The sequence below is a fragment of the Rhizobium sp. RM genome (assembly GCF_013390595.1).
Lineage (GTDB): Bacteria > Pseudomonadota > Alphaproteobacteria > Rhizobiales > Rhizobiaceae > Agrobacterium.
The window spans coordinates 1,164,018-1,181,763 of the sequence record NZ_JACAWV010000022.1; the positions used below are offsets into that span (position 1 = coordinate 1,164,018).

20 protein-coding genes are annotated in these 17,746 nt (G+C 58.5%); 9 read left to right on the forward strand and 11 right to left on the reverse strand.

The features are described 5' to 3' along the window. Positions 1–56: 56 nt before the first annotated feature. The 6 genes from HWX89_RS22180 to HWX89_RS22205 form a co-directional block, all read right to left on the reverse strand. Positions 57–449: a RidA family protein gene (locus HWX89_RS22180; RefSeq protein WP_178340868.1), complete on the reverse strand. Its 393-nt coding sequence runs from the start codon at positions 447–449 to the stop codon at positions 57–59. 80 nt (positions 450–529) lie between these two features. After that, on the reverse strand, positions 530–1,144 hold the full coding sequence (locus HWX89_RS22185) for an alpha/beta hydrolase (RefSeq protein ID WP_138791290.1): 615 nt from the start codon (positions 1,142–1,144) through the stop codon (positions 530–532). A 130-nt stretch (positions 1,145–1,274) separates the two neighbouring features. Continuing rightward, positions 1,275–2,219: a VOC family protein gene (locus HWX89_RS22190; RefSeq protein WP_138791291.1), complete on the reverse strand. Its 945-nt coding sequence runs from the start codon at positions 2,217–2,219 to the stop codon at positions 1,275–1,277. 157 nt (positions 2,220–2,376) lie between these two features. Then, a complete protein-coding gene (locus tag HWX89_RS22195) occupies positions 2,377–3,447 on the reverse strand; it encodes a DUF2218 domain-containing protein (RefSeq protein WP_138791292.1) in 1,071 nt (356 codons plus the stop codon). Between the two features lie 78 nt (positions 3,448–3,525). Continuing rightward, a complete protein-coding gene (ung, locus tag HWX89_RS22200; protein ID WP_138791293.1) occupies positions 3,526–4,239 on the reverse strand; it encodes a uracil-DNA glycosylase in 714 nt (237 codons plus the stop codon). Positions 4,240–4,254: 15 nt separating this feature from the next. Further along, positions 4,255–4,650 carry a VOC family protein gene (locus HWX89_RS22205; RefSeq protein WP_138791294.1) on the reverse strand — a complete coding sequence of 132 codons (396 nt, stop codon included), beginning with the start codon at positions 4,648–4,650 and terminating at the stop codon, positions 4,255–4,257. Between the two features lie 191 nt (positions 4,651–4,841). Between HWX89_RS22205 and HWX89_RS22210 the strand changes: the two genes are divergently transcribed. Beyond that, complete coding sequence (locus HWX89_RS22210; protein WP_138791295.1) at positions 4,842–5,204, forward strand: YbaN family protein; 363 nt, start codon at positions 4,842–4,844, stop codon at positions 5,202–5,204. Between the two features lie 26 nt (positions 5,205–5,230). Here HWX89_RS22210 and HWX89_RS22215 read toward each other — a convergent pair whose 3' ends face one another. From HWX89_RS22215 to HWX89_RS22225, 3 genes are read right to left on the reverse strand one after another with little or no spacing between them, the layout of a single operon-like run. Next, positions 5,231–6,013, reverse strand: a complete 783-nt coding sequence (locus tag HWX89_RS22215; RefSeq protein ID WP_138791296.1) for a heme ABC transporter ATP-binding protein — start codon at positions 6,011–6,013, stop codon at positions 5,231–5,233. Then, entirely contained in the window at positions 6,013–7,098 is a 1,086-nt protein-coding gene (locus HWX89_RS22220) for a FecCD family ABC transporter permease (protein ID WP_138791297.1), read from the reverse strand. Before HWX89_RS22220 ends, HWX89_RS22215 begins: the two co-directional genes overlap by 1 nt. Further along, positions 7,095–7,988, reverse strand: coding sequence for a heme/hemin ABC transporter substrate-binding protein (locus HWX89_RS22225; RefSeq protein WP_138791298.1), 894 nt, complete (start codon positions 7,986–7,988; stop codon positions 7,095–7,097). Before HWX89_RS22225 ends, HWX89_RS22220 begins: the two co-directional genes overlap by 4 nt. A 188-nt stretch (positions 7,989–8,176) precedes the next feature. Between HWX89_RS22225 and hmuQ the strand changes: the two genes are divergently transcribed. The 4 genes from hmuQ (at position 8,177) to purU (ending at position 11,050) form a co-directional block, all read left to right on the forward strand. Then, positions 8,177–8,524 carry a heme-degrading protein HmuQ gene (hmuQ, locus tag HWX89_RS22230; RefSeq protein WP_138791299.1) on the forward strand — a complete coding sequence of 116 codons (348 nt, stop codon included), beginning with the start codon at positions 8,177–8,179 and terminating at the stop codon, positions 8,522–8,524. Positions 8,525–8,534: 10 nt separating this feature from the next. Beyond that, a complete protein-coding gene (hutX, locus tag HWX89_RS22235; protein ID WP_138791300.1) occupies positions 8,535–9,059 on the forward strand; it encodes a heme utilization cystosolic carrier protein HutX in 525 nt (174 codons plus the stop codon). A 136-nt stretch (positions 9,060–9,195) separates the two neighbouring features. Beyond that, entirely contained in the window at positions 9,196–9,972 is a 777-nt protein-coding gene (locus tag HWX89_RS22240; protein ID WP_138791301.1) for a YbaY family lipoprotein, read from the forward strand. Positions 9,973–10,165: 193 nt separating this feature from the next. Continuing rightward, entirely contained in the window at positions 10,166–11,050 is an 885-nt protein-coding gene (gene purU, locus HWX89_RS22245) for a formyltetrahydrofolate deformylase (RefSeq protein ID WP_138791302.1), read from the forward strand. A gap of 12 nt (positions 11,051–11,062) precedes the next feature. Here the strand turns inward: purU and HWX89_RS22250 are convergent, their stop codons facing one another. Then, positions 11,063–12,457, reverse strand: coding sequence for a sensor histidine kinase (locus HWX89_RS22250; RefSeq protein ID WP_138791303.1), 1,395 nt, complete (start codon positions 12,455–12,457; stop codon positions 11,063–11,065). Further along, a complete protein-coding gene (locus HWX89_RS22255) occupies positions 12,454–13,134 on the reverse strand; it encodes a response regulator (protein ID WP_138791304.1) in 681 nt (226 codons plus the stop codon). Before HWX89_RS22255 ends, HWX89_RS22250 begins: the two co-directional genes overlap by 4 nt. A 53-nt stretch (positions 13,135–13,187) precedes the next feature. On the opposite strand from HWX89_RS22255, the gene HWX89_RS22260 reads away from it, so the two are divergent. From HWX89_RS22260 to HWX89_RS22275, 4 genes are all read left to right on the forward strand, one after another. Continuing rightward, positions 13,188–14,285: an ABC transporter substrate-binding protein gene (locus HWX89_RS22260; protein WP_502707608.1), complete on the forward strand. Its 1,098-nt coding sequence runs from the start codon at positions 13,188–13,190 to the stop codon at positions 14,283–14,285. A 300-nt stretch (positions 14,286–14,585) separates the two neighbouring features. Next, a complete protein-coding gene (locus tag HWX89_RS22265; protein WP_138791305.1) occupies positions 14,586–15,530 on the forward strand; it encodes a Bug family tripartite tricarboxylate transporter substrate binding protein in 945 nt (314 codons plus the stop codon). Then, on the forward strand, positions 15,527–16,021 hold the full coding sequence (locus HWX89_RS22270; RefSeq protein ID WP_138791306.1) for a tripartite tricarboxylate transporter TctB family protein: 495 nt from the start codon (positions 15,527–15,529) through the stop codon (positions 16,019–16,021). The genes HWX89_RS22265 and HWX89_RS22270 overlap by 4 nt, the downstream gene beginning before the upstream one ends. Positions 16,022–16,108: 87 nt before the next feature. Further along, entirely contained in the window at positions 16,109–17,626 is a 1,518-nt protein-coding gene (locus tag HWX89_RS22275; RefSeq protein WP_138791307.1) for a tripartite tricarboxylate transporter permease, read from the forward strand. Positions 17,627–17,746: the final 120 nt, after the last annotated feature.

Genomic DNA, 17,746 nt, shown 5'->3' on the forward strand with positions numbered 1-17,746 from the left:
GCGATCGTATTGTGATCGCGAGGGCGGCTTGCGCCCTCAACGCTGCGGCAAATTGATCAAACGACCTTGGCGGCCGTAACCTCCACTTCGACCAGAAACTCCGGGCGGGTAAATCCCGACACGATGATCAGCGTGGATACCGGCTTTGGGTCGAGCGTATAACGATCACGCACTGCCATATAGGGTGCAAAATCTTCGCGCTTCGTCACAAAACCAGAAATACGGATGACATCCGCAAAGGTCATGTCTGCGTCTTCGAGGATCGCCTTGATCGCTTCGAAACAAAGTTCGGCCTGAGCCGAGACATCAGCGGGAACGGCATCATCCAGACCAATGCCTAGTTGCCCGGAAGTGACCAGCAGCGACGCGCTAGGCGGCACCAGAAGACCATGATTGTAATTGCCGAAGGGCTTGCGCACGGACGGCGGATTGAAAGTCATTTTGCTCATGAAAAACTACCGGAACAGGGGGACGAACTGTTCCGGCAGTATCGGCAAGGCGGGAGATCGTCGCAAGCCGAATATGAGTGTCAGGCCGAATAAGGCGCCACGAAATCGCGGATTGCGTCGATCTCGTTCGAACGGATCTCATGTCCGCCCGGATGCCAGATCGTTTCAACCGAACCACCCTGCGCTTTCAGATAGGTTTCAAGTGACTTTGTCAGAGGAACCGGGCAGATCGGATCACGCTCGCCGGCTGTCAGTAGCACCCGACGCGATGGTTTGGCGGCAGCCGGTTTTGGCGCGAACGGGATCAGCGGATGCATCAAAACCGCAGCATCGAAGAGATCAGGGTCTTCAATCAGCACATTGGCAAGAATGTTCGCACCATTAGAAAATCCGAGACCGATGACCGGTCCGGCCTGGTAGTGATCACGGTTCGCTCTTACGAAATCAGCAAGTTTGGTCGTCGCACGCTGCAGGTCAATCATATCGTAGACGCCCTCTCCGGTTCGCCGGAAAAAGCGCGCCGCGCCATGTTCGGAAACATCTCCGAGTGGCGAAACAACCGTGGCCTGTGGCAAAAGCCGACTGCCAAAATCGAAAAACTGGTTTTCATCGCCACCCGTACCGTGCAGCACGATAAAAAGTGGTTGGCCCGCAGCCCCTGCCCGAGCTTTGTGAAAATAAGTGTCCTGGCCCATAAATAATATCCTTCCGTTTCCAGTCCCGATCGCTCAGGCTTGGCCACCCGTCCAGATGGCGCGCAGGCCCTCGGCCTAACCCGAGGGCGACGGTTTTCGTGTTTGTTTCCAACGATCGAAAAGCCGGTCCTTATGCCGCTTTTTCGTCGCCCAGCGGTTCGAGATGCTCTTCCAGAACGGAACGCAGATGCGCGTGCTGGGTCGGCAACTTCAGTGCTTCACCGAGATGGGCCGTGTCTTCGTCACGATCGAAACCCGGCTCGTTCGTTGCCACTTCGAACAACACACCGCCTGGTGTGCGGAAGTAGATGGCCCAGAAGTAATCGCGGTCGATAACAGGCGTGACCTGATACCCCGTGTCCATCAGTGCCTTACGGACCTCAAGTTGCTTTTCGCGATTTTCGACAGCGAAGGCGATGTGATGCACCGAGCCCGCGCCGAGTTTGGCGCCGGAAATATTCGGCATGGTCTCGATATCGATGAAATCCGCACCATTGCCGCCGGGCATACCAAGACGCAACACGCCATCCTGACGATCAACTTCCTGATAACCCATGAACTTCAACAGCTCAGCCGTCGCACCTTCATCGCGCAGCCGAAGCGAGGCACCCTGGAAACCGCGGATTGCCTGATCTTCTCCGACGCCGTTGCCTGTCCACTGTGGACGCGCATCGTCGCGAACTTCAACCAGAGCAAAACCATCGCCATCAGGACCGGCAAAATGCAGGCGCCTGTTGCCGAAGGCCTCATCAGCCTTCAAGCCGTCAACACCAGCCTTGGAAAGGCGGTCCTGCCAGTATCCAAGTGAACCCTCGGGAACAGAAAACAGCGTGGTACCAACTTCGCCGGTGCCCGGACGTCCGCGAGCGATATGCGGGAACGGGAAATAGGTCATGACCGAGCCCGGCGTACCAACTTCGTCACCGTAGTAGAGGTGATAGACATCCGGTGCGTCAAAGTTGACGGTCTTCTTGACCCGGCGAAGGCCAAGCGTATCGGTAAAGAAGCTGTTGTTTTGGCGCGCACTCGCAGCCATTGACGTGACGTGGTGCAAACCCTTGATCTGGTCAATCATAATAAACCCCTTTGGCTCACTGGCTCCCGAAACGGAGCCGTCCGTGTTTCATGAGCCAAAGATGGGGCAAGACGATCGGATCGTATAGAGAGAACAATCCGAACGGATTGTTCACAAAATAGCACCAAGCCGTAGCAGCAGTCTTGAACGCTGCCGTTCAGTGGTCGTCAGACGCGCCCATCGTCCAGTATCCGACAGACCGCAACGAGGCTTTGGGAATACCGACTTCATCCGTCAGAAATGCTTTGGCAGCACGTGCTTCGTTTTTTTCGCAGGCGACGAAAACATGCTGACCATCGTGGTTCTCTGCGAAGGAATGGCCGCGCAGAGCCTGCTCGATCAAACCCGATGTTCCCGCCGGCTTGCCACGACGATAGAGCCAGGTCCATTCGACGTCGGCAGCGCAGACGACATTCTGACGCTCTGCCTCGTTGTCAATCTCCGCATAGACGCTGAGCTTTTTACCAGCCGGCATCTCCGCCGCCATCCGCAACATCACCGGTAGCGCCGTCTCGTCACCAGCAAACACATAACGGTCGGCCTCCGGGCAAACACCACTGGCACCGATAATGCCGACAACATCGCCTGGTTTCGCCGTCGCACCAAAATGCGCACCCGGCATATGGTCGCCCTCGTGCATGACGAAATCGATATGGACTTCACCACCCTCGATATCACCTGATCGGATCGTATAGATACGCCGGGTCAACAGATCATCGCCTTCCGGCCAGATGATTGCTCCGGTTTGGGAAAGATAGGGCCAGACCGGCGCACGGCCCTGGTCGGGAACCAGAAGCAATCGGACATGCATGCCGCTGGTGACCAGTTTCTCAATGCCGTTTTCGACAGACACCACCAGACGACGCATGTTGGGTGTCAGATTATAGGCGCGTGCAATCTTGCCGACGAAGAGATTGGGCAATTCGCGCTGATCCGCGCCATGGCCGACCCAACGGAAATCGAGACCTGTCTCGCCGGAAAACTCAACGATATGCTCCGCCACCATGGCCTTTACGGACATCAGCACGTTTTCAGACACGCAACTGACCCGAGCCGCAAACTGGCCGCCCTCCGCGCTGAAGCTGCCGTGACCGTACTCCGCCTTGAAACGAACCGTCGCGCCATCCCGGCGCATATCCATATGCTCGGCGAAATGATCCTCAAAGGCATTTACGATGGCGAGCGGATCGGCGAGTGCAACAGAGGTTTCAGCGGATAGAAGAGACACGGAAAACAAATCCTTCACTTTGTAGTCCGGTTATCTTTAATGCCGACAACCGCAAAGCGCAAAGAGATTTATGAGCCTCTAAAGAAGGTTTTTTTCACCACCTGCCACATCGGGCAACTGCCAATCGATCGGCTCACGCCCATGCGACGCAAGAAACTCATTGGCCTTGGAGAAATGGCGATTGCCGAAAAAGCCATTATGCGCCGAAAGTGGCGATGGATGTGGTGAGCGCAGCACCAGATGCTTCGTCTGATCTACGAAGGAAGCTTTTTTCTGGGCGTAGGAGCCCCACAGAAGGAAAACGACGTGATCACACTCGTCGTTGACGGCACGGATCACGGCATCCGTGAATTTTTCCCAGCCCTGGCCTTGATGGGACGCCGCGCGAGCCTCTTCAACCGTCAGAACGCTGTTGAGCAAAAGAACGCCCTGCCTTGCCCAGCTTTCCAGAAAACCGTGTCGGACGGGGTGAATACCGAGATCGCTCTGCAGCTCCTTGTAGATATTCACCAGAGACGGCGGAATACGGACACCCGGCTGCACCGAGAAACAGAGCCCGTGCGCCTGTCCCTGACCGTGATAGGGGTCCTGCCCGAGTATGACGACCTTGACCTCGTCGAGCGGCGTGAGATCAAGCGCCCGGAAATATTCCGGGCCTTTGGGAAAGATATGTTTGCCAGCCGTTTTTTCGGCGAGCAGGAAGTCTTTCAGCTTCTGCATATAGGGGCTGGCAAATTCAGGCGAGAGAACGCGTTTCCAGCTTTCTTCCAGTTTGACGCCTGCTTCTGCCATGAAAGCCCCTCTTGCTTACTTGAACCGGTTGCCGCGTTGCAGCACTTCAATCTTGTATCCATCCGGATCGCAGATGAAGAAATATTTTGCAAATGGAGCGCCTTTGTAATCGGCCTCGATGATCTTGCCAGCCGATAGACCAAGCTCGGTAAAGCGTTGATGCTCGGCTTCCACATTTGCAACGCTGACAGCAAGATGACCGTAACCGTCGCCCAGAGCGTAAGGTACTTCTCGTCCCTTGTTGACCGTCAGTTCAAGCTCGAAATCTCCTTCGGCATTGCTGAGATAGATGAGAGTGAAATTCTCGAACTCGGCACGTTCCGCGACCTCAAGTCCGAAAGCCTGCTTGTAAAACTCCACCGAACGTTTTTCGTCCAGCACCCGGACCATCGAGTGGATTAGCTTGGCCATGGTGTTTTCCTTCTTCTTACCGCGTCGTGGCCGGTTATGCTCCGGACATCGCGGCAACGGGATAAAGACAGAGTGAGGTGCTTTCAACCCTTAAAGACGTCAGGACAGTTGCATCCCCGCAGAACGTGATAACGCAAACGTCGCGAAATTCCACTATCATGAGTAGTGCGCTCATGATATCGGCATGACTTATGCGCCTCCTATATCTCTGTCTTGGCTGGCTTATGGTCGCAACCGGCATCGTCGGCGCGTTTCTTCCCGTTTTGCCGACCACACCCTTTCTGCTGCTTGCCTTGTGGTTCTTTTCGCGCTCCTCGCCAAAGCTCGAAAGATGGCTGCTCACCCATCCGAAATTCGGCCCGCCATTAAGGCAGTGGAAGGAAAAGGGGGCAATTGCTCGAAAGGCGAAAATTGCTGCAATATCAGCGATGTCCGTGAGCTATGCCGCTTTCTGGTTTTTGAGCGATCCGCCACCGCTGCGAGCCTTGCTGGTTGGCGCGGTGATGCTGGGCTCCGGACTTTTCATCATCACCCGGCCAGACCCGGACGCTTGAGCGTGCCGCCGGGCGGCAGCACTCCCTCAGCGATGCCGCGACTGTGGTAGTACGTAGGGGATATGAGCAGCAGGCAGCCGTCCAACAACACCACCAATGCCGTAAACCCGCGCGATCGTATCGTCGCTGATCGTCTCGAAGGACGGCCCGCTGGCTGTGACCCGTCCGTCGTGCATGACGATAAGTTGATCGGCAAATTCCGCCGCAAGATTGAGGTCATGGAGGATAGCAAGAACCAGGCCGCCTGCCGAAGCAAAATCGCGCGCCGTTTCCAGCACCGCGATCTGATGGCCAATATCGAGGCTGGCGGTCGGCTCGTCCAGAAACAGGGCGCGAACCTCGCCATTTTCGACCGGATTGGGAACCTGCGCCAAAGCGCGGGCAAATTGCACCCGCTGTTGCTCGCCTCCCGAGAGAACATTGTAGGATCGCTGCTCGAAGCCGCGAAGTCCAGCCTTGGCAAGCGCCCGTCGAGCCTGATCTTCCGGCTTCAGCGCGCCTTGCGCCACCGCTCCCATGCGGACGATTTCCAGCGCCGTGAAGGGGAAGGCAAGCTGCGTGTTCTGCGGCAACACAGCCCGGACCCGCGCCAGTTGCGCGGGCTTGTAGACCGAGATGTCGATATCGTTGTAAGCGACGACACCCTGGTCAGCGCGCATCTCACCTGAGAGCACCTTCATCAAGGTGGATTTTCCCGCCCCGTTCGGACCAATGATGACGTTGACCTTACCTGGTTTCAGATCAACGCCGACACCATCCAGGAGACGGCGACCAGAGCGGATGAGCGTGATATTTTCAGCCCGGATCATCAGAGGTTCCTCATGAAGGTGCCGCCACGACCAAGCAGCAGAAAGAGGAAGACAGGGGCGCCGATAAGCGCTGTCACAACGCCGATCGGCAGTTCGGCAGGTGCAGCCACGGTGCGGGCAAAACTATCCGCCAGCAGCAGAAGCGCGGCTCCACCAAGCGCCGACGCTGGCAACAGGAAACGGTGGGATGGACCGATCGCCAACCGTAGCAGGTGCGGCACGACGATCCCGACGAAACCGATAGAACCTGCGGCGGCAACACTTGCGCCACAAGCCGCCGCAACCGCCAGAATGACGAGGCGTTTCAGCTTCTGCACCGGAATACCCATGTGGAAGGCAGCGGCATCACCGAGGATTAGCGCATCCAGCCCCTTGGCAACGAAGGGGATGATCGCGAGGACGACGACGATAAAAGGTAAGGTTGCCAGCACCTTGGTCGGTGTCGAACCGCTGAGCGACCCGAGCGACCAGAAGGTGATGTCACGCAGCGCCCGATCGTCGGCCACGAAGATCATCAGTCCCGTCAGCGCACCACTGATGGCCGCAACTGCGATACCAGCCAGGATGAGCGTTGTGGTGGAGGTCGCACCATCCTTGGTCGCAATCAAATAAAGCACCCAGGTATTGAGGAGGCCTCCGAAAAACGCCATGAATGGCAGGAAATGCGGGCCGAAGAAAATGGCGACAGAGGCGAGTACGCCTTCACTCAACGAAATGGCTGCAACGGCAAAAAGTGCGGCACCAGAAGTGACGCCGACGATACCGGGGTCTGCCAGAGGATTGCGGAAAAGTCCTTGCATCATCGCACCCGAGACGGCAAGTCCCGCCCCGATCAGCAGACCCAGTGCCGTGCGGGGCAATCGTACCGCTTCGAGAATGACCTTTTCGCGTGCGTCGAGCCCTGCTGCGCCACCCGTCAGATACACCCAGAGTTCCTTGATCCCGACACCGGTCGGCCCTGTCACGAGCGACACGATACAGGAGACCACCAGAAGACAGACGAGCAGAACCAGAACGACGACCGCGCGTCGCGATCTGTCACCCGGTATATGCTCGTCGGCTGAACTCAAGGCGGCGACCGTCACGGCTTGATGACCTCAGGATAAAGCTTGTTCGCCAGTTCACGGCCGGCCGCTGGAGTGCGTGGACCAAAGCCGATCAGATAAAGCCCATCCATGCTGACGAGCGCCTTGTTGGCGGCAGCAGGTGTGGACTGGAATGCCGGCAGGGCAAAAATCTCGTTCGGGTTGGTGGCATGGCCACCACGCGACATGGTCAGCACCACATCGGGTGCTGCTGCGATAATGGCCTCATCGGTTAGTGGCTTGTAGCCGGTAATCTCCTGCGCAGCGTTGACGCCGCCTGCCATTTCGATGATCGCGCCAGCCTCGGTGTCCTTGCCCGCCGCCATTACGCGTCCACCGGCAGCGGAAAGCACGAAGAGAACGCGCTTCTTATCCTTATCCGGCACGGACGAAATATCCTTGGCCAGCCCCTCGAGGGCAGCCTTTGTCTCGGCGGCCAGAGCCTTGGCCTTGTCCTGAAGACCGACGGCAGCGCCAACGTCTTCGATCTTCTTCGGAATGGCGTCTCCAACAGGCGGCGTATCCACCGTGACGAACGGCACCGCACTTGCCTTGAGAACCGCGATCACATCCGCAGGACCCGAACCATCTTCGGACAGGATAAGATCAGGTTGCTGGGACAGAATGCCCTCCGAGGAAAGCGCACGCATGTAGCCGATATCCGGCTTCGACATGGCGTCGGCTGGGTAGGAACTGGTGCTGTCGCGCGCCACGACACGATCCTGTGCGCCGAGCGCGTAGAGGATTTCCGTCACCGTACCGCCGACCGCAACGATGCGTTTTGCCTCCGGGTTCCCCTTGTCGGACGCCAGTGCGGCTGGCGCGGATGCCGCGATCACAGCGGGCAGAAAGGCAGCGAAAACGAAGGGGCGGAGGCGAGACGTCAGCATGGCAAAATCCTGAAAAAACGATGCGGCGCGGCTTTCGTCGCGCCTTTTAACTTGAGTTATTTGCACATGTTTATAATCCGCGCAATCTTTTAAGTGGAGTAAATTTGTTTCCTTTGTTGCTAGCCCCTTTTCAAGTGCGCAGGGCCCCGATATCCTGACTGATACAGGAAGCTTAAAGGGAGAATTCCATGTTCATTGCCATGAACCGGTTTCGCGTCGTGCCGGGTTACGAAGATACGTTCGAAGCCATCTGGCGCGAGCGCAAGTCACATCTCAGCGAGTTGCCGGGCTACATCGAATTTCACATGCTGAAAGGCCCGAAGGCCGAAGACCACACGCTCTACGCGTCGCACACGGTCTGGGCCACCAAGGAAGACTTCCTGAACTGGACGAAATCTGAACAATTCCGCGCCGCCCACGCCAAGGCCGGCGAAAACCGCGGCAAGGTCGAATATCTGTCCGGTCCTCACTTCGAAGGTTTCGACGTCATCATTCACGAAGACAAGAACGGCGAACGCCGCTCGATCGCTGCGTGAGGCTGGAACGATGAGCGCTCTTGCCCAGGCAGCCGACGACCGTCAGGCGCGTGCCGCCGCAGCCCTCGCCGAAAAGCCGGATGGCATTGTCGAAGCGATCGCCGCCAAGGCCGAAGTAACACCGGCGGAAATTCTGGCAATTCTGCCGGAAGGCGCGGCAGTTTCCGCTTCAGCCGAAAAGTTCAACGACATCTGGAACGAAATCCGTAGCTGGGGCGAAGTCCTGATGATCGTGCAGACGCAGGATATCGTGCTCGAAGTTCCCGGCCATCTGCCGGAAGGAACGGAAGGCCACGGCTGGTTCAACATCCACGGCGATAGCCCGATCGGTGGCCACATCAAGAAGGATAGCTGCACGGCGATCACCTTTGTCGATCGCGGTTTCCATGGCCGACGCTCGTGTTCCGTCTGGTTCATGAACGCCGATGGCAAAGCCATGTTCAAGATCTTCGTCCGCCGCGACGAAAACAAGGAACTTCTTGCTGGCCAGCTTTCAAAGTTCGAAGCGTTGCGCGATACCTTTCGCGCTAACTAACGAACTCTTCGCAACCGCCGGGACACCCGGCGGTTTTTTTCTACCGGTTCATCCGTCGTTCAGCACCGTTTTTTATCATCCGCTGAAATGAGGTCGCCACGGCGGCCGAGATCAGCACCAACACGGAGCAAACACCATGAACGACCGCGTTTTCCTGCTTTCCCGCCGCAGTTTCACGGCACTCGCCGCCCTTGCCCCGCTGTTTGCCGCCGGTGGTGTCGCGGCAGCTCCTGCAAGCCTTAGAGGAACGGTTGCCTATCGTGAACGCATCGCCCTGCCGCCGGGTGCCACCGTGACCGTTCGGCTCATCGACGTTTCGCTGGCTGATGCGCCATCCCGTACCATTGCCGAAACAACAATTCGCCCACGCGGACAGGTTCCCGTACCGTTCGTGCTTCGATACAACGACCGCGATATTCGCCCGCGCCGCTCCTATGCGCTGAGTGCGGAAATCCGCGATCGCGACCGCCTGCTGTTTACCACCACGACCCGCTATTCCGTACTGACGGGTGGACGCGATAACACCGACCTTGTCCTGCAGCGTGTGGCAGGTGGCCCGGACCGCCCCGAAACGGAAGCCGGCATCCAGGGCCGCTGGTTGGTTGAAGACATCAAGGGAGAACGCGTTCGCGGCCAGAAACAGGCGACGCTCGAAATCTCCAGAGAAGGCCGCGTCTCCGGCAATGCCGGTTGCAACGGCATCGGCGGCGAAGCCCGGATCAATCGCGACCGCATCGATTTCGGCCGTATGATTTCCACGCAGATGGCCTGCGCACCCGATATCATGCGACAGGAACGGCAATTCATCGACGCGCTTGAAGCGACCCGCTCCTTCCGTCTGGAAGCCCGACGCGGAACGCTGGAACTGCTCGACGGACGTGGTCGCCGCACCATGCGCCTGCGCCGCGCCTGACAACACCCTTGCACCGTGCTGGTCGGGACATTGCATGTCGTTTCCGGCACGGTGTGGCTGTCATTCGCACCTTATGAATTTGCTCTACCGCGCCGATGCGAAAGAGCGTTTCCATTTGGCACCAAAACGCTCTATGGAACGCGCCGGCCACTCTTGTTCGTTTGGGCCGCGAAGTTGTTGAGGAAAAAAGCGAATGACGACCTATGTTCTGACCGTAGCCTGCAAATCGACCCGCGGCATCGTCGCCGCGATTTCCGGCTATCTGGCGGAAAAAGGTTGCAACATCGTCGACAGCTCCCAGTTTGACGACTTGCAGACCGGCAAGTTCTTCATGCGCGTTTCCTTCATTTCGGAAGAAGGAGCAAGCCTGGAAGCAGTCACCGACGGCTTCGCCCCGGTTGCAGAAAAATTTGGGATGGACGCCCGCATTTACAGCGACGGCCAGCGCGTGAAAACGTTGCTGATGGTGTCGCGCTTCGGCCATTGCCTCAACGACCTGCTCTATCGCTGGAAGATCGGCGCGTTGCCCATCGATATCGTCGGTGTTGTCTCGAACCACTTCGATTATCAGAAAGTCGTCGTCAATCACGACATTCCCTTCCACCACATCAAGGTAACGAAAGAGAATAAGCCGAAGGCCGAAGCACAACTGATGGAACTCATCGAAAGCACCGGTACGGAGCTTGTGGTGCTGGCCCGTTACATGCAGGTGCTGTCCGACGAGATGTGCCGCAAGATGTCCGGCCAAATCATCAACATCCACCACTCCTTCCTCCCCTCGTTCAAGGGTGCCAACCCTTACAAGCAGGCGTACGAGCGCGGCGTGAAGCTGATTGGTGCAACCGCGCACTACGTCACTGCCGACCTCGACGAAGGCCCGATCATCGAACAGGAAACGGTACGCATTACCCACGCGCAGTCGGCCGAAGACTACGTTTCGTTGGGCCGCGATGTGGAAAGTCAGGTTCTGGCACGTGCCATTCACGCCCACATCCACCATCGAACCTTTATCAACGGCAACCGCACCGTCGTCTTCCCGCCGAGCCCGGGAAGCTACGCATCGGAGCGTATGGGCTGATAGATTGCGCCGTTAAGAGGGCGTCACTGCCTGAGGGAATATCACCCGCGCTCTCAGCCCTCGGCCGTCCGCGCCATCTTCAAGTTCCAGCCGGCCGCTAAACAGGCCAGCGATTTCCTCGACGATGGCAAGGCCAAGCCCTGCACCGGGGGCGACATTGCCATCGCCACGGGCAAAACGCTGCCGCACAGTGGCGCGGTTTTCGGCCGGAATACCTGGACCGTTATCCTCGACTTCGAGCCAGGCGGCGTCCACCTCCCTGCCGACGCGCACGGTGACTTCCGCGTCTCGCCCGGCGTAGTTGAGGGCATTGCCGACCAGGTTGCCGATCAGTTCCCCAAGCAGAAGTGGCTCAGCGGCAATCAATGTAGCGCCCTCCCCTTCAAAACCGAGGTCAATGCCGGCGTCCGCCGCGCGCGGCACGAAATCCGCAGTTACCTCCTGCGCCAAAGCGACAAGGTCAACGGCCGAAAATTGCTGTTTCTCACCGGAGCCGGCGGCATCGATATTGGCCATCCGCAGAAGCTGCGCCAGAATGTGCTCGGCATGTGCGACCGATGCATCGCCCTTGCGTGCTGCGGCTTGTGCCTCTTCCAGATTTCCTGCACGTGCCGAAAGTGCCAGTTGCGTGCGGATGATGGCAAGTGGTGTGCGAAGCTGATGGCTGGCGTTGCCTGTAAAATGCCGGAGAGCATCCAGTGCCGATTGCAGCCTGACCATGAAGGAATTGACGGTCTCCACCAGGCTTTCCACTTCCACCGGCACGGATTGCTCAATGGGGTGAAGGTCGTTGGGGCTGCGCTCGGCAATCGCCTCCCCGAGACGATAGAGCGGTCTCAATGAAATCGTCACCGCCACCCAGACAATCACGGCAGCACCGACAATCATCAACAACAGGCGAACCGCAGAACGCAGGATGATGGCCTGCGCCAACTGGCTACGGGCGATCGTCGTTTCGGCAACGGTCACTGAAAACGGCACCGAATTGATGCCGGTCGAAGCAAAGCGCTGGATGGCGGCAATCCGAATGCGCTCATCACGGAACACGGCGTCCATGTAGACGGGCGTATCGCCGGTCAGCTTCTCGACCGAAGGCAACGACTGATAACCGGTCAGGAATTGCCCGTTCGGCCCGTCGACACGGTAGAATACCCGGTCCTGCGCTGCCGATGTCAGCATCTCCAGCGCGACATAGGGGATATCGACCTCGAGCGAACCATCCTCGGCTACGACCACGCGCTCCGCGATCGCCAGTGCCGACCCGGACAACACGCGGTCGGACACGACATTGGCGGTATTCACCGCCTCGCGCCAGGTATCTGCCAGCGCAATGCAGCCGATGATGGCGGTTGAAATGAGAAGCCAGCCAAGAAGCCGTCGCCGGAGCGAATAGGCGGCCTGCTTCATTCAGCCATCTCCGGCAGCTTGTCGAGATAATAACCGATGCCCCGCGCCGTCTTCACTGTCAGCCCGTGAGGGCCAAGCCGCTTGCGCAGACGGCTGACATATTGCTCGATGGCATTGCCGGAAAGTTCGTCGTCAAATCCGGTGAGCGACTGCACGATCGCCTCCTTGGCGACCACTTTGCCTGCCCTGAGAAAAAGAACCTCCAGCAAGGCGACCTCTCGCGCCGGAATGTCCAGCGGCCGTCCTTCGGCCGAAAAAGTGCGCGACGTCAGATCGAAGGACACTTTGCCGAAACTGACCGAAGACGAACGCAAACCAGCGTTGCGGCGCAGAAGCACGCGAACGCGGGCCTCGAATTCGGCAATATCGAAGGGCTTGATCATGTAGTCATCAGCGCCGAGATCCAGTCCCTTGACGCGTTCTTCCGGCGTGCCCCTTGCCGTCAGGATCAGCACCGCTGCCTTATCCTGCCGTGCCCGCATCGCGCGCAGAACCTCGATGCCGTCCATTTCCGGAAGGTTGAGGTCGAGAATGACGAGGTCGAAACTCTCCACGGCAATAGCCGCATCGGCCGAGGCACCATCGGACACCACGTCCACCGCATAACCGCTGCCGCGCAGAAGGGCAGACAGCCCCTCCGACAGCACCTGATTGTCCTCGACCAGCAATATGCGCAAATCTTTACTCCCGCAGCGTCGCCTGAACTTAACCAAGCGCTCGGCGCTTGTGAATGGCAAGCACGTGCGGCATGATCTTTTCCATGCGTATCGTCATTTCCCTCTGCCTCTGTCTTTGCTCCGGCCTGTCGGCAATGGCTGAACCGGTTCTTTTTCCTGCACTTTCAGGCAAAGCAGATGCGGTAACGCTGGTGGTGTATTCCTCGCTGGACGAGCCGCTTGCGACGCCCATGATCAAGGGTTTCCAGAAGGCCAATCCAGATATCACCGTCTCCTACGAGGACATGCTGACTGGAGAAATCTATGACCGGATCGTCAAGGAGACCGACGCGGGCCAAAAGACCGCAGACTTTGCCTTTTCATCGGCAATGGATCTGCAGGTGAAGCTCAGCAATGACGGTTATGCACAGCGCTCCGACCTGCCGATGAGCGCAAGCTGGCCTGCCTGGGCAAACTGGCGAAATACCGCCTACGCCCTCACATTCGAGCCCGCCGTTTTCGTCTATCACAAGCCGAGCTTCACATCAGAAAAGCCGCCTGCGACGCGTGCTGAATTCGTTGATTATCTGGAACGGCATGCCAACGAGGTGCACGGACGCATCGCTACCTACGATATCGAACGCTCTGGCGTCGGTTTTCTGTTCATGTCGCGCGACCAGGAACAGTTCGGCGATATCTGGAGCGTCATCAAACGCATGGGTGCGGCTGGCGTGAAGGTGTATTCGACGTCATCGGCCATTCTGGAACGGGTGTCGGACGGCCGCTTTGTGCTGGCCTACAATATCCTAGGCTCCTACGCCGCAGACTGGGCGTCGCGCCATCCCGATGTCGGTATCGTTTTGCCGAAGGACTATACCGTTGTCATGTCGCGCATAGGTCTGGTGCCTGAAGCCGCAACCCACCCCGAACTCGGCCGCCGCTATCTCGAGTTTTTCATGTCGAAAGAGGGCCAGACGATCATGGCCCGGCAGTTGCAGATACCTGCCGTCAGCCCTGAAGTGGCGGGAGAAAATACCGCCAATACCATGCAGGCGATCCACGGCGCGCAATTGCGACCTGTTCCCGTCAGCCCCGGCCTGATGGTCTATCTCGATCAGGTCAAGCGAAGCCGTCTGATCGAACGCTGGAATGAAGCACTCCGTTCGCAATAGATTGACCGAAAATCGCGCGCGACAGGTGGCGCGGTATCGTTTTGTAGACGTGCGACGGAAATTAATAGAGAGTAAACAACCAGGGAATTGCTTTGCGTCAGTTAGATGACAGCTTTCTGTGGTGCTCTGCAATCCTTCTTCATTCCGTGGAGGCGGAAGAAGATGTGGGAGGAAATCTCAAAGATCGAAAATGCCAGCGCCGCTTTAGCCGCGCCAGGGTATCTGCGTCTTTGGCACCCCTTCCCGCATAAAAACATAACGACGCCCAAAACGAACAAGGGCATCCTGAGGAGGGTTAAAGTGAAACATTTTCTTATCAGCACATTCCTGGCAGGCGCGATCGCTCTTCCGGCGGCAGCCGCCGACTACATGATCATCGCTCCGGCAAATCCGGGCGGCGGCTGGGACCAGACGGCACGCTCGCTGCAAACCGTTCTCCAGGAAGAAGGCATTTCCAAGAGCGTGCAGGTACAGAACGTCCCGGGCGCTGGCGGCACCATCGGTCTGGCACAGTTTGCCAGCCAGCAGAAGGGCAACCCGAATGCCCTGATCGTTGGCGGTTACGTCATGGTTGGTGCGATCCTGACAAACAAGTCCCCGGTAACCTTGAACGAAGTGACCCCGGTTGCCCGTCTGACCGGTGAATACGAAGCCATCGTTGTACCCGCATCCTCCGACATCAAGACGATCAAGGATCTGATCGAGAAGCTGAAGAGCGATCCGGGCAGCGTATCCTGGGGCGGCGGTTCGGCTGGCGGCACCGACCACATCACCGCGGGCCTGATTGCCAAGGCGGCTGGCGTCGATCCGACCAAGATCAACTACATCGCCTATTCCGGCGGCGGCGAAGCGCTTGCCTCGATCCTCGGCTCGCAGGTCACGGCCGGTATTTCCAGCTACGGCGAATTCGAAAGCCAGGTTAAGGCCGGCACGCTGCGCCTGCTTGCAGTCTCCAGCGAAGAAAAGCTCGAAGGCATCGATGCTCCGACGCTGAAGGAAAGCGGTCTCGATGTCGTCGTTCAGAACTGGCGTATGGTCGCGGCTCCTCCCGGCCTGACACCGGATCAGGAAAAGGCTGTTAACGCCGACATCGAAAAGCTCGCCAAGTCCGCCAAGTGGCAGGAAACGCTGAAGACCAAGGGCTGGATGGACACCTATCTCGCCGGTGACGAGTTCAAGGCACAGCTTGCCAAGGACACCACCTCCACAGAAGCGATCCTCAAAGACATCGGACTTGTAAAATGAGCCAGGGTTTTAACCCTTCCCGCGAACAAAAGCGCCGCCCTGACTGGGCGGCGCTGCTGATCGCCGTCGCCCTCGTCGCCGTTGCCTGTGTGATCTTCTGGGATAGCGCACGCCTCGCCAGTGTTACCGGATATTCGCCGGTCGGTCCGGCCACCGTGCCCTACGCCATCGGATTCTGTCTGATCGGGCTGGCCATCTGGACAGCCATCGAGGCCTGGCGCAACGATTTCCCGGCCCGTGACAAGCAGGAAGTCGGACCCGTCGTCTGGGTCGTTGCCGGTCTTGCAGCGCAGATGCTGCTGCTGAAAGTCGCAGGTTTTTCGATTGCAACCGGTCTGCTCTTTGCCTTTACGGCCCGCGCCTTCGGAAAACGCAAGCTTTGGTATTCTATCCCGCTCGGGATCGTTCTGAGCTTCATCGTGTGGTTCATTTTTGCGCGGCTCCTGCAACTTTCGCTGCCCGCCGGCCCGCTGGAACGGCTGTTCGTCTAACGGCCATTCCGACCAAATTTCGCGATCAAAGAGAACTGAGGCGCGGCATAAGCGCCATCGTTCCGCCCGACAGGGGGAAATCTGTCCATGAGTACGTTTGAATTCCTGCTGCACGGTCTTGAGGTTGCTGCCCAACCCATGAACCTGCTCTATGCGCTGATCGGCGTCACGCTCGGCACGGCCGTTGGCGTGCTGCCGGGCATTGGCCCGGCGTTGACCGTGGCGCTGCTGCTTCCCGTGACATACCGATTGGACCCTGCCGGTTCGCTCATCATGTTCGCGGGTATCTATTACGGCGGTATGTATGGCGGATCGACAACCTCGATCCTGCTCAACACGCCCGGCGAAAGCGCCTCGATCGTGACGGCCCTCGAAGGCAACAAGATGGCGCGAAAAGGCCGCGGTGGTCCGGCGTTGGCAACAGCCGCCATCGGCTCATTCGTTGCGGGCTTGATCGCCACAATCGCCTTGGCTTTCGTTGCGCCATACATCGTCAAGCTGGCGCTGGTATTCGGTCCGCGTGAGTATTTCGCGCTGATGGTACTGGCCTTCGTGACCGTCTCGTCCGCCTTCGGCGATTCTGCACTGCGTGGCCTGACATCGCTCTTCATCGGTTTCACGCTTGCCATCATCGGCATCGACCAGTTGACCGGCCAGACCCGCATGAGCTTCGGCGTTCCTGACCTGCTCGACGGCATCGAAGTAACGACGCTTGCCGTCGCTATGTTCGCCATCGGCGAAACGCTGTTCATCGTCGCACAGGGTGCCAGCGGTCCCGACAAGGTGGAGGCCGTCAAGGGTTCGATCTGGATGAGCGCACAGGACTGGGCACGCTCCTGGAAAGCCTGGTTGCGCGGTACTCTGATCGGCTTCCCCATCGGCGCAATGCCTGCAGGCGGCGCCGAAATTGGCACCTTCCTCTCCTACGCCACCGAAAAGAAGCTGACCAAATATCCGGAAGAGTTCGGTGAGGGCGCGATTGAAGGCGTGGCTGGTCCGGAAGCTGCCAACAACGCATCTGCAGCCGGCACACTCGTGCCACTGCTGACGCTCGGCCTGCCGACCACAGCGACCGCAGCCATCATGCTGGCCGGTTTCCAGCAATATGGCCTGCAGCCCGGCCCGCTGCTGTTTGCGACCAATCCGCAACTCGTCTGGGGTCTGATTGCCAGCCTCTTCATCGCCAACCTGATGCTGCTGGTCCTCAACCTGCCGCTGATCGGCCTGTGGGTGAAGCTGCTGACCATTCCGAAGCCCTGGCTTTATGCAGGCATCCTGCTGTTCGCCACGCTTGGCACCATCGGCGCCAATCCATCGGTGTTCGAACTCGGCATGCTGCTCGCCTTCGGTGTTCTCGGCTACATCATGCGCATCTTCGGTTATCCGATTGCACCAGCCGTTGTTGGTCTGATCCTTGGACCACTTGCCGAACAGCAGCTTCGCCGCGCATTGGCCATCGGTCAGGGCGATCCGACTGTGCTCTTCACCTCACCAATTGCGGTCGGACTGTTCATCGTCGCAGCCGCTGCCTTCATCATCCCGCTCATCATGCGTATTCGTGGACGTGGTGAAGTTCTGACCCAGCTCGCCGCAAGCGAAGACTGATAAAAAACTCCCAGGGTGACTGGCCTCGTATCCGCAAGGATACGGGGCTTTTTTGTTGCGACAGCAAGCGAGTTTTCCAGCGCACAAACCGCAGAAGAGTTGTAGAGTCCACCGCAATCG

Bases quoted from the DNA above. Each gene is read 5' to 3' on its own strand.
- HWX89_RS22180 (WP_178340868.1), bottom strand. From the start codon at position 449: ATGAGCAAAATGACTTTCAATCCGCCGTCCGTGCGCAAGCCCTTCGGC.
- HWX89_RS22185 (WP_138791290.1), bottom strand. From the start codon at position 1,144: ATGGGCCAGGACACTTATTTTCACAAAGCTCGGGCAGGGGCTGCGGGC.
- HWX89_RS22190 (WP_138791291.1), bottom strand. From the start codon at position 2,219: ATGATTGACCAGATCAAGGGTTTGCACCACGTCACGTCAATGGCTGCG.
- ung (WP_138791293.1), bottom strand. From the start codon at position 4,239: ATGGCAGAAGCAGGCGTCAAACTGGAAGAAAGCTGGAAACGCGTTCTC.
- HWX89_RS22205 (WP_138791294.1), bottom strand. From the start codon at position 4,650: ATGGCCAAGCTAATCCACTCGATGGTCCGGGTGCTGGACGAAAAACGT.
- HWX89_RS22210 (WP_138791295.1), top strand. From the start codon at position 4,842: ATGCGCCTCCTATATCTCTGTCTTGGCTGGCTTATGGTCGCAACCGGC.
- HWX89_RS22215 (WP_138791296.1), bottom strand. From the start codon at position 6,013: ATGATCCGGGCTGAAAATATCACGCTCATCCGCTCTGGTCGCCGTCTC.
- HWX89_RS22225 (WP_138791298.1), bottom strand. From the start codon at position 7,988: ATGCTGACGTCTCGCCTCCGCCCCTTCGTTTTCGCTGCCTTTCTGCCC.
- hmuQ (WP_138791299.1), top strand. From the start codon at position 8,177: ATGTTCATTGCCATGAACCGGTTTCGCGTCGTGCCGGGTTACGAAGAT.
- hutX (WP_138791300.1), top strand. From the start codon at position 8,535: ATGAGCGCTCTTGCCCAGGCAGCCGACGACCGTCAGGCGCGTGCCGCC.
- HWX89_RS22240 (WP_138791301.1), top strand. From the start codon at position 9,196: ATGAACGACCGCGTTTTCCTGCTTTCCCGCCGCAGTTTCACGGCACTC.
- purU (WP_138791302.1), top strand. From the start codon at position 10,166: ATGACGACCTATGTTCTGACCGTAGCCTGCAAATCGACCCGCGGCATC.
- HWX89_RS22250 (WP_138791303.1), bottom strand. From the start codon at position 12,457: ATGAAGCAGGCCGCCTATTCGCTCCGGCGACGGCTTCTTGGCTGGCTT.
- HWX89_RS22260 (WP_502707608.1), top strand. From the start codon at position 13,188: ATGGCAAGCACGTGCGGCATGATCTTTTCCATGCGTATCGTCATTTCC.
- HWX89_RS22270 (WP_138791306.1), top strand. From the start codon at position 15,527: ATGAGCCAGGGTTTTAACCCTTCCCGCGAACAAAAGCGCCGCCCTGAC.
- HWX89_RS22275 (WP_138791307.1), top strand. From the start codon at position 16,109: ATGAGTACGTTTGAATTCCTGCTGCACGGTCTTGAGGTTGCTGCCCAA.